The organism is Bombella saccharophila (genome assembly GCF_026385475.1).
GTDB classification, from domain to species: Bacteria; Pseudomonadota; Alphaproteobacteria; order Acetobacterales; family Acetobacteraceae; genus Bombella; species Bombella saccharophila.
In genome coordinates this window covers 616196-632392 of record NZ_JANIDW010000001.1, presented here as the reverse complement: position 1 = coordinate 632392, position 16197 = coordinate 616196, and the positions used below count along the sequence as shown (strand labels likewise).

12 protein-coding genes are annotated in these 16197 nt (G+C 44.8%); 4 read left to right on the top strand and 8 right to left on the bottom strand.

Features of this window, described 5'->3' with window-relative positions:
- Nucleotides 1-3: 3 nt before the first annotated feature.
- Both NQF64_RS02805 and NQF64_RS02800 read right to left on the bottom strand, forming a co-directional pair.
- Nucleotides 4-1170 carry an LptF/LptG family permease gene (locus NQF64_RS02805; RefSeq protein ID WP_266106392.1) on the bottom strand — a complete coding sequence of 389 codons (1167 nt, stop codon included), beginning with the start codon at nt 1168-1170 and terminating at the stop codon, nt 4-6.
- Complete coding sequence (locus NQF64_RS02800) at nt 1164-2105, bottom strand: metallophosphoesterase family protein (RefSeq protein ID WP_266106391.1); 942 nt, start codon at nt 2103-2105, stop codon at nt 1164-1166. Before NQF64_RS02800 ends, NQF64_RS02805 begins: the two co-directional genes overlap by 7 nt.
- Nucleotides 2106-2182: 77 nt before the next feature.
- On the opposite strand from NQF64_RS02800, the gene NQF64_RS02795 reads away from it, so the two are divergent.
- Complete coding sequence (locus NQF64_RS02795; RefSeq protein ID WP_266106390.1) at nt 2183-3217, top strand: diacylglycerol/lipid kinase family protein; 1035 nt, start codon at nt 2183-2185, stop codon at nt 3215-3217.
- The gene (locus tag NQF64_RS02790; protein ID WP_266106389.1) at nt 3210-4151 is read left to right on the top strand and encodes a hypothetical protein; all 942 of its coding nucleotides are present in this window, start codon (nt 3210-3212) and stop codon (nt 4149-4151) included. The genes NQF64_RS02795 and NQF64_RS02790 overlap by 8 nt, the downstream gene beginning before the upstream one ends.
- 46 nt (nt 4152-4197) lie before the next feature.
- Here the strand turns inward: NQF64_RS02790 and spt are convergent, their stop codons facing one another.
- The 3 genes from spt to NQF64_RS02775 all read right to left on the bottom strand — a co-directional run bounded on the left by spt (nt 4198) and on the right by NQF64_RS02775 (nt 7472).
- Complete coding sequence (gene spt / locus NQF64_RS02785; protein WP_407651784.1) at nt 4198-5397, bottom strand: serine palmitoyltransferase; 1200 nt, start codon at nt 5395-5397, stop codon at nt 4198-4200.
- Complete coding sequence (locus NQF64_RS02780; RefSeq protein WP_099027313.1) at nt 5394-5648, bottom strand: acyl carrier protein; 255 nt, start codon at nt 5646-5648, stop codon at nt 5394-5396. The genes spt and NQF64_RS02780 overlap by 4 nt, the downstream gene beginning before the upstream one ends.
- A gap of 75 nt (nt 5649-5723) precedes the next feature.
- Nucleotides 5724-7472: a fatty acyl-AMP ligase gene (locus tag NQF64_RS02775; RefSeq protein WP_266106388.1), complete on the bottom strand. Its 1749-nt coding sequence runs from the start codon at nt 7470-7472 to the stop codon at nt 5724-5726.
- Between the two features lie 283 nt (nt 7473-7755).
- Between NQF64_RS02775 and alr the strand changes: the two genes are divergently transcribed.
- Entirely contained in the window at nt 7756-8814 is a 1059-nt protein-coding gene (gene alr, locus NQF64_RS02770) for an alanine racemase (protein ID WP_266106387.1), read from the top strand.
- Between the two features lie 125 nt (nt 8815-8939).
- Nucleotides 8940-10319, top strand: a complete 1380-nt coding sequence (locus tag NQF64_RS02765) for a peptide MFS transporter (protein ID WP_266106386.1) — start codon at nt 8940-8942, stop codon at nt 10317-10319.
- Between the two features lie 11 nt (nt 10320-10330).
- Here the strand turns inward: NQF64_RS02765 and NQF64_RS02760 are convergent, their stop codons facing one another.
- The 3 genes from NQF64_RS02760 to glmU form a co-directional block, all read right to left on the bottom strand.
- Nucleotides 10331-12913, bottom strand: coding sequence for a cation:proton antiporter (locus NQF64_RS02760; RefSeq protein WP_257875186.1), 2583 nt, complete (start codon nt 12911-12913; stop codon nt 10331-10333).
- A 116-nt stretch (nt 12914-13029) separates the two neighbouring features.
- Nucleotides 13030-14853 (bottom strand): glutamine--fructose-6-phosphate transaminase (isomerizing), encoded by a 1824-nt coding sequence (gene glmS, locus NQF64_RS02755; protein WP_266106385.1) that lies wholly within the window; start codon nt 14851-14853, stop codon nt 13030-13032.
- Nucleotides 14853-16181, bottom strand: coding sequence for a bifunctional UDP-N-acetylglucosamine diphosphorylase/glucosamine-1-phosphate N-acetyltransferase GlmU (glmU, locus tag NQF64_RS02750; RefSeq protein ID WP_266106384.1), 1329 nt, complete (start codon nt 16179-16181; stop codon nt 14853-14855). The genes glmS and glmU overlap by 1 nt, the downstream gene beginning before the upstream one ends.
- Between the last annotated feature and the right edge of the window lie 16 nt (nt 16182-16197).

The following is a 16197-nucleotide window of genomic DNA, read 5'->3' as shown; positions in this document are numbered from 1 at the left end:
TCATTAATCCATCTTTTTTAGATGTTTTTGCCGGCTATTGCGCCACGAAATTTGAGAGCGAGATAATAAAGCGGCCGTGCACCCAATACAAAAAATTGCTTCAGGCAACCAAAGTGTTAGCCATACTGAAGCTGTTCCGTTTGCAGCAAGGCTATCACCAAACAAAAGAACTTCGTCAAACCCAACGAGAATAACTGCAAGTAAAATTTGCCCAAGAGCAGACCGTCTGCGTTTCTTTCCAACAGCGAAAGCGATGGACAAAAAAGGAATAAACATAATGCTTATAGCGCGCGCTAAACGAAAATCTATTTCAGCACGAAGGCTTGTATGAGAAATATGTGATGAATTACTTCGTAAGGCTTGGATAAGCTCCATGGTGGTCAGTTCTCGCTCATCGTTACCGCGAGAGCGAAAAGCTTGTTGACTGCTAGAACGTTCAATCAAACGGGCAATATGTTCAAAATGGGTGACAGAAACATGACCATCTGGCTGTTGGGGTGATTGAGTCCGAACAATCTGACCATCCCAAAGGTCAAGTTGAGTGGATTTATCTCTTTCAGAGAGGGTAAGTAAGCCCTTGGGGGCTGTAATTAATTCCGTTGTACCATTTTCTTTCACGTCACGTATAAAAATCCGACGTAAACGGGAACCGCCATGATCAACATAATCGGCTGTTAAAAGAGTCGTTGTAGATGTTGTTGCAAACATATCAGATTGCAGGTGAGGAGCCCAGCCGGTATGTCTGGCAAAATAAAAACCCTCGCGATAATCATATCGAGCAATTGGTTGCAGATAACCGTAAAGTAAAACACTTAAAACAGCAAGAATAGTACCGACTTTGATATAAGGCTGGCTGATGCGGAGCAAAGAAATATGTCCTGCATATAACACGTCGATCTCATTATGCTCACTCATGCGATTAATCGTCATAAAAACGGAAATACAGAGTGCTGCAGGAAGTGCCAATCCCATGTAATGGGGAAGAAGATCACTCAAAAGAGTTAATAAGGTCGCAATAGAACTTCCACTGCTTGCAAGACGGTTGAAGAGAGCTAAGAGCCTATCCAGCAGTAAAGCAATGAGCATAGTCCCCAAAGCAATTGTGAAGGGAGGTATCAACTGGCGCAGCAAGTAGCGATCAAGAGTAGGCAGAGAACTGCGAATTAACATTCTACCCGCCTTAAAGAGGATGTAGCGGCAGTATGCCACGTAAAATGTGAAAAAGTATGCCCCGAAATGGTTTTACGTTGCACAGTAATGTTCCAACCTTCTCGGTCTGGTTTAAAGCTAAGATAATTCCAGCCAGCCATACGCCTTAGTTTTTGACTGTCCATCGCTGCGGCGCTAACCCCAAGTAAAGGTATGTTTGTGTTTTCAACCGTCGTGAAGGTAGCATCGTGGGAATGACCATGCAAAACTAGTTCAGCGCCACAAGAACTTAAAATTTCACCTAAGGCATGGGTATTGATAAGGGATTTTCTATAAGGGAGCAGGCCCTTGCGAGGAGGATGATGTAACATGACCACCCGGCAGTATCCCTCTTTTCCTAGTTCTGCAAGAAGTTTAGCTAAATTATTACGCTGTTTTTTGTTAATAAAACCATAAGCTGTAAAAGGAAGAGTTGGGAGTGCAGAGTTTAAACCAACAACAGCAACGCCATCAAAAAAACGAACAAAAGGAAATGTTTTTCCAGACCATTCTTCCCATAAGGCTAGACTGTTTTTATGAGAGATTGGCGCCATGAAATCATGATTCCCTGGCACGACGATTGGAAGGTTAGGTAAAGATTTAAGCCATGTTATAGCCTGTATATATTCTTCTTTTGTCCCAAAATTAGTTAGGTCGCCACTAATAAGTAAGGCACGTATGTGCGTATATGTAGAAATATTTTTAAGAAGTTGTTCAGTAATGATGGGGCGTAATAAATGACGTCTTTTGCTGGCCCATAACACACGACTCAATAATCTCTTATTGAGGAATGATGTCCATGGAATTGTAGGAGGAGGCAGGTGGGGATCTGATATATGAGCTAAATGAATTATGGAGTCGTGCCGATTAAGAGAGGAGGGAGGTATATTAAAAAACATTGTGGCACCATGGGTCACGATAGAGAACAGTCTTTACAGGGAAACTCCCTTCTGGTTCCTTTAACATAGTCATGTTAAAGGATTTCGACCAGCTTGTGAAACAAGATGGTATTCTGTTTCTGGGCGGGTGTGTGATGGATAATTGCAAGAGTTCTATGAAAAATTTACAACCAGCTCTGATCCATAATCCGAATAGTCGTAAAAACATACAAGATGATGGTCGTTTTATAAGGATGGCGCGTCGGAAGATGGGAGATTTTTGTGTCTCTACGTTAAATGATAGTTATCTTGCAGGCCATTTAGCCGAATTAAAAAAGAAAGGCGTCAATTTTATCGCTATTGATGGTGGCGATGGGACCGTAAGTGCTTGTCTAACAGCCATTGCCAATGCGTATCGTGGAATGCCTTTACCAGCGGTTGCTGTTTTGCCATCTGGCAATACAAATCTTATAGCTGGAGACGTGGGCTTTGGACTACGTGGAGAATTAGCTCTTGATAGAATTATGAATCCGGCGAGTTTAAGAAGTTCCATCCGAGCCCCAATTAAATTATCTTGGATAGGAAAAAACTGTCCTCCCGTATTAGGCATGTTTGGGGGGTGTACGGGCTATGCTCGTGCTGTTCGTATTGCTCATTCACCACATGTTTTAAGATTTGCCCCGCATGATCTAGCAGTTTTTTTCACAATCTTTAGTAGTTTGGCGAGTCTCTTGTTCCGTCGCAGTCGGAAATCTTGGATGAGGGGAAATGAATTATCTTGGCTTTCTGAAAATGATAATGGAATGAAAGAAGAAAAGAGAGGACGCAGTTTCCTTTACATGGCTACAGCTTTAGAAAAACTTTCTTACGGCATTTGGCCATTTTGGAATGCAGGATCAGGACGAAGTGGTTTTCATTTTTTAGATGTTAATGCCTGTCCTAAACGCCTTCCTTCGGCATTCTTTTATCTTTTGAGGGGGCGTGTCCCCGGTTGGTTATGGTCGCATGAAGATTATCAAAGTATGGTTGTAAAGAAGATGATTTTAGAAACTGATAGTGATTTTGTTTTAGATGGTGAGGTTTTTCCTGCGTCTGGGAATGAAAAAATTATGTTAGAAGAGGGGCCGAGCTTTCGGTTTTTACATGTTTGATCTAATAGATAAGATACTCATTAACGATTTAACCACATCAGTTCCTGAAGAAGTAGTAGAATTCTCAGAATCTATTGTTAATAGATTAAATGTGCTTCCGGTAGGAATATTGTTTTATGGATCCGTTCTACGAGAGCTGAATCCAGAAGGAATATTAGACTTTTACGTTATTACAGAGAAAACGTCTGTGTTTAACGGTAATGTTGTCTCGTGTTTGGCGAGTTATGTTCTTCCTCCTAATGTTTATTATATGGAACATAAGGTAAGAGGAGTAACGTTACGTGCAAAAGTTGCTTTTTTATCAGAAGAGCAATTTTTAAAAAGAAGTACCTTTTCTAGCATCGACACAACTATTTGGGCACGTTTTTGTCAACCTGTACGCTTAGTTTGGGTACAGAATCAGCAAGGGGCGGACTGTATTTTACGCAGTTTACGACAGTGTGTCATAACCGCGTCCTGTTGGGCAGCTTTATTAGGACCAGAGAGAGGAGAAGCCATGACTTATTGGCACAATCTTTTTTCACATACCTATGCCGTAGAGCTGCGTGTAGAAAAGAAAGGACGGAGTTCGACTTTATTAGAGGGGCGGGCAAGTCGATATACTGCATTACTTATAGGGGCATGGCAGAATGTAAATCTGCGATATTCCCAACAGGGTGATTTTTTGTACCCTCAATTAACTGCTTTATCTCGTAATAAAGCTAAGAAGAAATGGCAAAGAATTTTTTCTATTGGACGTCCATTAAATATAGCGCGTCTTATAAAAGCTGCTTTCACCTTCCAAGGTGGTATGGCGTATTTATTGTGGAAAATAAAAAGACACACTGGCATAGAGATTCATGTATCTGACTTTGAACGCAATCACCCTATATTAACCTTACCCCTCTTTTTATGGCGTATTAGAAGAATGAAGAAAAATATCAGTAAAATTTAAACGTTAATAGAAGCCCCCGTCAGTTGTTCTGATGGGGGCTTCGTGACTAAGCAATACCCAAATTTTTAGCAATTGCCCCGAAAGCTTCTACAGCACGGTCTATTTCCTCAAAAGAATGAGCAGCCATTACAGAACAACGCAATAATGGTCGATTATCCGGGGTAGCTGGTGGTAGAGAGAGATTAACATATACGCCAGCATCCAACAAAGCATTCCAAAAGGAAAGGGCCTGCGGCACGTCATCTAATGTTACAGCGATCACCGGAGAAATAAAATTACTGGTATTTAAGCCGACAGACTTAAATCCATTATGGAGGCGTGCCGCATTCCGCTGTAATTTTTCTCTTAGCTCCGGCGCGCTCTGAATTTCTTCTAGAGCTGCTAAGGTGGCAGCGATAATTTCTGGTGGCAGTGATGCTGTAAACATATATGGGCGTGAACACAGACGGATTAGGTCAATCTCATCGTGGTTCGTTACACAATAGCCCCCAACCGTTCCGAGTGACTTTGAAAATGTACCTACAACAAAGTCGATATCATCTTCACAATTCTGCATTTCTGCAACGCCTCGCCCATGTTGGCCGAGTACCCCAAAGGAATGGGCTTCATCAACCAGCAGTGGAATATTATGGCGTTTCTTAATTTCAATAAACTCATCCAGAGGAGCAATATTCCCTGTCATGGAATAAATACCCTCAGCAATGATAAGACGCGCTCCTGTTCCTTTATTGCTGCGAGCAACGCGTTTCTCAAGGTCAGCAGGGTCATTATGACGAAAACGAATAACTTGAGCGCCAGACAGGCGCGCGCCATCGTAAATAGACGCATGGCTATCCGCATCTAGGAAGAGCGTATCATCTTTATTTACGAGAGCAGAAATCGTACCTAAATTAGCCTGGTAGCCAGTAGAGAAAACCATAGCATGTTTTCTCTTAAATGTTTTGGCTAGGGCGTGTTCCAGCTTTTGATGCAAACTAAAGGTGCCGTTCGCAATTCGTGATCCGGTGGTCCCAACACCCATAGTCTTTGCCGCATGAATAGCCGCATCTCGGGCAGCATTGGATTGACTAAGCCCAAGATAGTTATTTGTCCCAAAAAGGAGCGTTTCACGTCCTTCAATAATGCCTACCGTAGCAGAGAGTGGCCGCTCTATAACAACACCAAAAGGATTGCGAGGACTCGCCGCCATGAGGGATTCATAATTCCCACGAAGAGTGGCATATTTATCAAACAACCCCACACTCATGCTTGCTCTGCCTTAATCGCGTGGAGGCATCCAGCTAGATCGTCAATAGTGCGGATGTCAGCGAGTTTATCAAGTGGGACAGAGACATCAAGCGTATCTTCAATTTCCATCACGAAATTCATGACAGCAAGACTATCAAAGGCCAGGTCCTCTACAATACGACTATCTCCGTTAATGTCACGTGGGACTTTAGGATTCTCCAATAACTTCTGGAGAATCATGTGGGAGATATCAGAAACACTATCGGTCATGTTTTGTCCCTTTGTAGCCTACGGAGGATGAGAGATTATAGAGCCATCCTTCGTAAGGAGATAGTCCTCTTGGACTTATTCAAATTCGTTGTTCAGATACATCGCTTTAGCGCGAGCCCTTGTCAACTTTCCGGAAGATGTCTGGGGGAGGGACCGGGGAGGGACCAACACAACATCTACATCGATTCCATGCATACGGCGGAAAAGAGCAATGAGTTCGTCTTTTAATGCGCGGCGAGGCTCATCATCGGTAAAACGACATTGCACCAAAGCGACTACAACTTCACCTTTTCCTGAATCAACAGAAAAAACAGCAACATCACGAGAGCGAAGAGAACTTATCTCATGTTCGGCAGCCCATTCCAAATCTTGGGGCCAGATATTACGAGCATTAATAATGATGAGGTCTTTTGCTCGGCCTGTAATGACGATTTGTCCGTCTAGCATATAGCCAATATCGCCAGTATTTAACCAGCCGTCAGGTGAGAGTACGGCTTCCGTTTCTTCTGGTCGGTTAAAATAACCTGACATTAAGCTTGGTCCGCTAACAAAGACAGTACCGACTTCACGCTCTTTTAGGGCATTACCGGAAGAATCGCGTACCTCAATCTGATGGTGTGGTAGGGGGAGGCCACAAAGGACAAAATCGCGCGCACTTTCCGTCCCTTCATGGGAGGGGCAGGCAAAATCCTCTCGCTCCATAGTCGCTAGATCAATCGTATCGACACGCAAACCCGTATTCAGCGGAGCAAAGCTGATAGCTAATGTCGTCTCGGCCATGCCGTAACTAGCAACGAAAGCGCGTTTATCGAAGTTACGCTTCTCGAATATTTCAGCAAAATTATGAATGATATGGGGGCGAATCATATCCCCACCAATACCGGCGACACGCCATGAGGACAGATCTATATCCTCCCGGGCACCACGTCGCGCGCACAACTCATATCCAAAAGAGGGACTATAAGACATAGTACCCTTATTACGCGCAATAAGCTCTAACCACACATTTGGCCGACGGGCAAACTCACGTGTTGGAAGCAAATCGACTGAAAGTTGACACGTCATGGGCGTAAGGAAAAAACCAACTAACCCCATATCATGATAAAGCGGCAGCCAAGAAACACAGCGATCCTCACGAGGATCATCACTAGGATAGACCTGCAGACCATATTTCGCGATAGCATGAGCGTTCGCCATCCCTGCCTTTTGGGTTACGCTGATTCCCATAGGGAAGCGCGTGCTGCCAGAGGAAAATTGCAGGTAGGAGAGTTCATCCCCAGTGACCTGGGGTAGAGGAATCTCCTTTTCTTCAAGGGCCATCAATTCTGCAGGGGAGCCACCGAAAACAAGGGAGAAGCCCTCAATAATATCAGCTGTCCATCCCCCGATGACGTCGGGCACCACAACAGCACGAGCATCTGCGCTAGTGATCATCCCACGTAGTGTGGCGATATAGCCTTCTTTCCCTCCAAAAGCGACCGGCAAGGGAAGGGGAGCAGGGACTAAACCAGCATACTGACAACCGAAAAAAATACGCGCGAAATCACCGTCGCTCTCGGCAATGATAGCGACTCTATCTCCAGGTTCTAAGCCTGCACTAAGCAAACGTCGAGCCGTTTTATGAGCCTGTTGGCGCAGCTTCCTGTAGGGTAAAGCCTCAAGGAGAGTGCCACGGCCTGAGTAAATGTTGAAACCACTTTCCCCCTGGGCTGCATAGTCCAAAGCAGCAGGAAAGCTGGGGAAATCTCCATAACGGCGTTCGATTCCTGAACGGCTCGGTGTGATGGAAAGAGCGGGGGGGGTATTTTGGTTGGCCTCGGTCAAACCTGAACTAGCTCCGTTCGGACCGTCAGATTAAGATATCTTAGGGCCCCTGCGAAATCAAAAAACATATCCCTTTTAACAGGGCAAAGGCTGTTAGGCCTATAGCTAAACAGCATCTGTGCCTGCTCTCTAATACAAAAAGGGGTTTCTCCTCAAGCTTATGTCATAATTTTCACGGACAAAATTGCAAAGAATGGCTATTTTAGTGCAATCTTTATAAAAGGTTGATGAGAAAGAACCTAAAAGAGGGGGCTTTGTGAAGCCATATTGCAAGCATAAGCAAGTGAGCGCACGTCTGATGGTGGACCTAGGGGCCGTTAGGCATAACCATGCATCCTTAGCGGCTTTTGCCTCGGGTGCGGAATGCGCTGCTGTTGTGAAAGCTGACGCATATGGCCTTGGAATGAAACAAATTTCGGCAGCCCTTGTTGGAAAGGTGAATACATTTTTTGTTGCTCACCCGGAAGAAGGTATTACACTGCGTAAATTATATCCAGATAAGACTATTTTTGTTTTGCATGGTTTCTTGCCTGGTTACGCTGAAGTCATGTCCTATTATAATTTATATCCTGTACTAAATAGTGTATCACAAGTACATAATTGGCAGTCTTTTTGTCATGATAAGGGATATAACTATCCTGCGGCTATACAATTTGATACAGGTATGTCACGTTTTGGTATTTCAGAGAGTGAGTTGCACAACGAATATGTACAAAGATTAAAGCCTGTGTTGGTTATGAGCCATTTAGCGTGTGCCGATCAACCAAATCATCCGGCAAATGCGGCGCAACGCGCGTGTTTTTTGAGGATGAGTGCCGCTTTCCCAGGTGTGCCACGCTCACTTTCGGCCTCAGCAGGAATTCTTTTAGGTAAAGAATATCATTTTGAAATGGTCCGTCCTGGAGTGAGTCTTTACGGATTGACCGAACAGCAAACACATATGTCGCTTCGTCCTGCAGTCGGGTTGGAGGCTCAAATATTACAGATTAGGGAAATTCCAGCAGGAGCAGCTATTGGCTATGGTTTAACCTATTGTGCTGAGCGCCCCACACGGGTTGCTACGGTAGGGATTGGTTACGCAGATGGGGTTTTTCGTTCTTTTGCTCAGAAAGGTTTTTTGTGGAAAGGAAACGTACCCCTGCCAGTAATTGGCCGAATTTCAATGGACAGTCTTTCTGTTGATATAACAGTTCTTTCCCCTGATTCTGTTTTAGAAGGTGATTGGTTAACATTGATTGGTCCTGAACAAGATTTAGCCCGTATGGCAGAGCAAGCTGGAACGATTAGTTATGAGATTTTAACGTCGCTGGGATACCGTTTTGATCGTTTTTATCAAGATTAAAAGAATAGCCTGTGTGTTTCGCAGAGCGGGTTTATGATTAGTTGGCATAATATATATTATAAGATTATTCCTAAGGAATCCTTTCTTGAGTGTGTTTAGATCAAAAGTGCTGTTATAACCTCCTGATGATTAGTCATTCATCTAACGAACGAAATTTAAACGCGACAGAAATTTGGGGACATCCTAAGGGCTTATGGGTGCTCTTTGGGACAGAAGGATGGTTATCGTTTGCCCAATATGGAATGCTCTCTATTTTAGTACTTTATCTCAAAGACCTCTTGCAGCATTCAGAACGAGTTCAGCATGTTATAGGGTTACAGTCCCTCCTGACTGTTAATCAATTTTTTTATAATCCGAGCGGTGTGGACGCCACTGCTGGTAGTCTTTCTGGATTCATAATGGCGGTGATTTTTGCCGCGCCTTTTATAGGAAGTTTTATAGCTGACCATGGTTTAGGACGCACGCGCTCCAGCTTAATTGGTATTAGCGTGTTAACAGTTAGTTTCGGCCTCATGGCCGTGGAAAAATACTTTATTATAGCGATAGGACTATTTTTAGTTGGTGTGGGTTTCTCAGGAAGTTTGAAAGCACAAGTTGGTGCACTTTATAGACTTGAGGATCGTCGACGGTCCGATGCTTATCAGATATATAGTCAGAGTATTCAAATTATGGCAATTATTTCTCCTCTTCTCTGCTCTTTTTTAGGTGCGATTGTATGGTACTGGGCTTTTCTTACGGCAGCTGCTGGAATGATTATTGCTTTACTTTTTTATCTTACAGGCTGCCACTATTTACCATCAGAAAGGCAATATCCCTTAGATTCCATTGAAAGTTCTCCTACAGCCCATTGTTCTAAAAGAGAAAAAAAACGCATTTTGTTTCTTCTTTGGCTTGTTCTTCTATTCGCAATAGGCGTGCTTCCCAATCAAGAAATTATGGACGGGTACCTTCTCTGGGGTGAAGAGCATTATCAGCTTACAATACTTGGTATTACGTGCCCTGTTAGTTCATTAATATCGTTAGACAGTATCATCAGTATGGTAACGGGGTTTGTCGTTTTGTGGTTCTGGCAATGGTACGATCTTCATCATGGTACTGTTCGTGATATGGCAAAAATCATTATTGGTAGTGCAATTGCAACATTGGGACCATTGTTTTTAATAAGCGGGGAATTCTTCTCTCCAAGACTGCATCAAGTGAGTCTTTGGTGGGGTGTGGCATTTCATATTGTTAACGATATAGGCTGCGGGATGACTTTTCCTATTGGTATGGCCCTCTTCTCCCGTTATGCACCATCGCGGTACAATACGACATTGATGTCGTGTTTCACACTGCATATCTTTTTGGGGAACCTCCTCGTTGGTAAATTAGCAGCTATGTTACATCAGATTCCCGATAGTATATTTTGGTTGCTGCATTCAGGAGGAGCTTTGCTTTCTACACTAGGTTTATTGGCATCCAATCGGCTATCGAAAAAACTATTCCCCATTAGCACTATGGTCTAATAAGAAGTTTACTATTTCTCAACATGGGGGGAAATAATAAAGCCGGCCTCATGAGCAGGAGAGATTGTTTCACCTTCTTTTGTAATAACAACATTGGCTCCTAAAGTACCCTCAAGGCGCATGTCATGCCGTCTAGTAATTTGACGTTTTACAATAGGGAACGTTTTTAACAATTTATCAAAATCAGCTTGGGGGATAGCAAGTAAATGAGAAAATTGTAAAGAGCGGACGGTATTCTGTGCGCGCTGTTTGAGTATATGGCTATTCGCCCCAATTAGATCCCCTGCCCCTAACATGACATCTTGAGTGTCCGTACTTGTAGCGCTTTCTACCAGTCCTGCCACTTGGGCATAGATTGTATGGATACGCTCTCCTTTGTGGATTAACACCTCACCTGGGGAGAGAAAACAGATAAAGACGCGCCCAGCCAGCTCATGCAACGCGCCATCAGGGACACCATTAAAAGCTTGAAACATCCGGAGGCGTTGCTCAATCCCACTCCGCAAATTGAAGCGCAGAGGTGTATCTAGTCGTGTTCTTTGTCGTTCGATAGAACGATGCAGTTCGCGGTGCAACTCTTGTGAAATAAGGTTATCTTTTGCGAGGGTTGTATATTCTTCATCTTCTAATCGAAGGGCTATTTGTCGCAATAGACGACTTTCCAAAGCTTCAGAATATCCAGAGTAATGTAGCCGCAACGTCGCTAAGGCATCTTCTAAGAGTTTACGCTGGCGGCCTAATACTTCAGAAACGATTTCTGTAATGCGGCGTCCTAATGTTGGCTCCATCCTTTCGCGAACAAAGCGAATCAAAGAGGTCGAAACAAGGTGAGAAATGATAAGTGTCTCGAAACGTTCCATCATGCATAGTGTTAATGGACGATCAATGTGGAAGCGTCGATGGAGCATTTGAGCAAAACGAAGGCGCCAGGAAGGCTGAAGACTTTTACGACGAGTTTTAACATAGCCGTACCGACCTTCTAATTGTGTGGCATCAACAATAGCTTCTATTGCGCGTAATAATGTCTCGATGACACGACGGCTTGACATCCCCTGGACACAAAAGAGGTCTAGTAAAAGAGAACGTTCTTGGTTGGCAATAGTCAGTAGGGCAAGATTCACCCTATCTCGGTCACTAAGAGCGGTCTCAAAATTATTACTAGCTTTCTCTTTTTCGGCTCGTTGTTCCAAACGCCCAATAACACCGCTGCGCGTGCGAAGACTAAAACTAAGTTCATCTGAAACATGCGCGACTCGCTGCGCAACATGGCTAAGACCAATACCGATAATCTGATTACGCAAAGCTTCATCAATGGGCGATAAGCGGTCTAATTTCAAAAATAAAACTAATGAGCGTAGCGTCGTCCCGTTTATAAGTAAGGTAACGAGCACAAAACCCGTCGCGACAATCCCTACAAAATGCGTGATGGAATCATTAATATGTGGGTTTTCATTAACTGCTAAAGCTAGGGCTAGAGTAATCGCTCCGCGCAAGCCACCCCATGCCATAGTAACTTTAAAACGCGTTGGGACGGGTGGAGATAAACGCGTAAATGTCAGAATTGGGAGCATGCCGAAGATCACAACAGCTCGTGCGAATAAACCAGCTAAACTGGCGATGACAATAAGGACTAGATCCCAGCGAGTAATGCCGATCATCATCCTGGGGACGAGTAATGCTGCAAGCATAAACACAAGGGTGCTCGCCCAGAATTCTAATTGCTCCCACAATTCTTTAAGAAAATGCCATGTTTGTGGACGGAACGTTGAAGGACCATATGCTGAGATAGTGAGACCGGCAGAGGCAGTGGCAACAACACCGGAAAACCCTAAAATATCATCACATAAAATATAAACACCGTATGGGAGTACGAGTGAAAGAGTAATTTCTGCGGCAGGATAACCACTAATTGAAGTGATCATAAGTAAGGCTAGCCGTGCAACGGCCACACCAATGATGATGGCCCCACCAAAATTAGCTAAAAAATCGGTACAGGCCTCACTAAAACTGATTTCATGATGTGCTGTAATAGCAGCGACAAGGATAGTGAAGATGGCAATAGCGGCAGCATCATTAAGAAGGGCCTCCCCTTCTACTAAGCGGCTTAACCGCGCGGCAGCCCCAATCTCACGAAAGATGCTTGCCACTGCCGAAGGGTCTGTCGTAGCAACAATAGCACCAAGTAAGAGACAAGCTACCAAGGTTTGTTGAGCAAAGGGGTATAAAGCAAAGCCGATTGTAGCTGTAGATACGATCACCGCTACAATAGCTAATAGCAGTACTGTTGCAATTTCATGTGTGAGGCTACGGACATTTATCCCCATCGCCCCTTTAAAAACTAACAAAGGGAGAAAGATGAGTAGAAAACCTTCACTATCGATAGGGAATGATAATAAAGCACTTGCTGGACCCTCCAATAGATCCAGCCCCATAGAGCTATTAATAAGGGAGGATATCCCTCCTAAGGCGATCCCTAAGAGAGCGATAATGACCGTTTCTGGTAGATTGATTTTCTTCGCCAGAGGGGGAATAAAACTGATTAGAGCGAGCAGAAAGGCAAGTGTTAGTAGAACCTCAGCAAGCCCCACTTCCATCAGACATCTCCCCTATCCATTTTGCTAGCCTTATTGTGAGATTACGCACAAAACCATTATTGCGCAACCCAGGCCCTCACCCCCTCTTGGATGCACTGAATTAGAAAAATATTAGTTCATTCAACTGTGACAGATTTTGCCAAATTGCGCGGTTGGTCCACATCCGTCCCTTTCAGCAAAGCAACCTCATATGCCAAAATCTGCACGGGGATTGTATAAAGGATGGGAGCTACAAAGGCATTAACATCCGGTAGGATAATAATATGTTCTGCAATATCCTTTAATTGCTCTGCTCCCTTGGCATCCGTAAAGACAAGGATGCGGCCGCCACGTGCACGTGCCTCTTGTAAATTGGAGAGTGTTTTCTCAAACAAAATAGTGGATGGTGCAATGGCTACAACCGGCACGCTGGGGTCAATAAGACTGATAGGCCCATGTTTGAGTTCACCTGCTGCATAAGCCTCAGCGTGAATATAACTAATCTCTTTGAGTTTTAGCGCTCCCTCCTGAGCAATGGGCATACAGATGCCTCGGCCTAAATATAAAACATCACGTGCTTGAGCGATGATGCGAGCCATACTACGAATTGCGTCGAATAACCCTAAAACTTCCATCGCGTGAGAAGGAAGATCCAAAAGACTATCGGTTAATTCACGTTCTTTAGCTTCATCAAGAAGAGAACGTTGACGAGCAAAATCAAGCGTTAAGGCTGCCAGAACAGAGAGTTGTGCGGTGAAGGCCTTCGTGGATGCGACTGAAATTTCTGGTCCAGCAACCATGCCAAGAACAAGGTCACTTTCACGGCCCATGGTAGAATGTTCTACATTTAAGACTGAAACAACATGCTGCCCCGCGGCTTTAAGCTCTCGTAAAACACCGAGTGTATCAGCTGTTTCGCCTGATTGGGAGATAAGTAGCGCGAGACCACGATCGGGTTGTGGCGGATTGCGATAGCGAAGCTCTGAAGCAACATCAATATCAATGGGAAGGCGTGCCAATTCCTCTAGCCAATAACGGCCTACCATTCCTGCATAAAAAGCAGATCCACAAGCAGTGATAGTTACCCGTGGCAAAGTGGCAACGTCAAAAGGCATAGGCGGTAAAGCAATACGCCGTGTAACGGGGTCTGTAATTCGTTGGAGAGTTTGTCCAATCGCTACAGGATGCTCATGCAGCTCTTTCTCCATAAAATGGCGATAGCCATCTTTACCAATCTGCCCTGTAGTAAGGGAAGCCGTCTGAATAGGACGATGAACAGCTTTGCCCTGCCCATCCAAAATCTCAATATGATCCCGTGTCAGGATGCACCAGTCGCCATCCTCTAAGTAGGTAATTTGATTAGAAAGTGGTGCTAACGCCAAACTGTCAGAACCGAGAAACATCTCCCCTTCCCCATACCCAACGGCTAGAGGAGCACCATGCCGCGCACCGATGAGCAAATTATCATGCCCCTCAAAAATCATGGCAATAGCGTAAGCCCCCTGCAACTGCTTGATTGTTGCAAAAGCGGCATCTTTAGGGGATAGTCCTTGTTGAATATAATCATCTAAGAGATGCGCTACGGCCTCTGAGTCCGTCTCTGTCTCAAAGGTGCGGCCTTTAGCTTCTAAGCTGCGTTTGAGATCAGCAAAATTTTCAATAATGCCATTATGGACAATTGCAACATGTCCAGCATGATGAGGGTGAGCATTTTGTGTTGTAGGGGCACCATGCGTTGCCCAACGGGTATGGCCAATCCCCGTTGTGCCAGAGAGCGGTGTTTTCTCCAACGCATGCTTTAAATTATCCAGCTTCCCTGCTGCACGGCACCGCGCAATCTTCCCATCTTTAACTGTAGCAATACCGGCAGAATCATAACCACGATATTCTAGCCGCCGTAATCCTTCAAAAACGATAGGAGTAGCGGGACGATGTCCAACAACACCACAAATACCACACATTAGCCCCGCTCCTTCTTTTTCTTCAACGCTGCTTGAAGGGCACGCCCTTGCTCCAGCTTATTTGCCTGACGTGCACGCCCAAAGGCAAGAGCCCCCGCTGGGACATCATGAGTGATGATACTGCCTGCAGCTGTCATCGCCTCATTTTCTATCTTTACAGGAGCCACCATAACGCTGTTGGAGCCTATAAAACAATCATCACCAATCATCGTTTTATGTTTAAAGACGCCATCATAATTACAGCTAATGCTTCCGGCCCCAATATTGCTGCGAGTGCCAACCTCACTATCACCCAAATAGCTGAGATGGTTAACCTTACTACCTGCTCCAAGAGTCGTATTTTTAAGCTCTACAAAATTACCAACATGCGTTTCTTCATGGCAAAGCGTCCCCGGTCGTAGGCGGGCATAAGGCCCTATCACTGCATTTGTTTTAACGTGACATCCCTCCAAATGTGAAAAAGCACGAATAAGACAGCCTTCCTCCAGCGTAACGCCGGGGCCAATGAAAACATGTGGCTCAATGGTGACATCAGTGGCGAGCTTTGTATCCGTACTGAGGAAAGTACTGGCAGGGTCAATTAACGTAACCCCCTGCTCCATAGCGTGAATACGCAATCTATCTTGGAGCCGTGCTTCAGCTTGCGCTAATTCCGCGCGGGAATTAATGCCCGCAAGTTCTTCCTCCCCACCCTCAACGCATGTTACATGGCCTTCACGTGCAGCAAAGGCGACAATATCTGTCAGATAATATTCATTTTGCGCATTATTAGGGGTAATTTCCGCTAACCACCGCTTAAGGTCGTTTACATCAGCACACATCATCCCAGCATTACAAAGGGTCGTCTGTTTTTCTGCCTCGGTGGCATCTTTATACTCAACAATACGTTCGACCATTCCCTTTTGGTCCACAATAATACGTCCATAATGCCCCGGATTGTGCGGACGCATACCCAAAAGGGATAGTTTGTTATCGTGCGTATGAGCCTCTAACAGACGTTGCATTGTATCTTCTGTGAGAAGGGGATTATCCGCATAGAGGATAACAGCTTTCCCCTCTGTCAGCGAAGAGACGCCTATTTTCGCTGCATGTCCCGTCCCTAACCGCTCGGTCTGAATAACAGTTTGATGCGGCTGAACATAATGGGTAAGCTCCTCCATCCCCGGGCCGACCACAACGATAATTTGGTCAACACTATGTTGGGCTGTCTCTAGCAAATGGCCAATCATAGGGCGGTTCCCTAGGCGTTGCATTGCTTTAGGGTAGCGGGACTTCATACGCGTCCCCATCCCGGCGGCCAAAATAATGGCAGTGGTTGTGGAACTCATAAATGACCTCGTAACA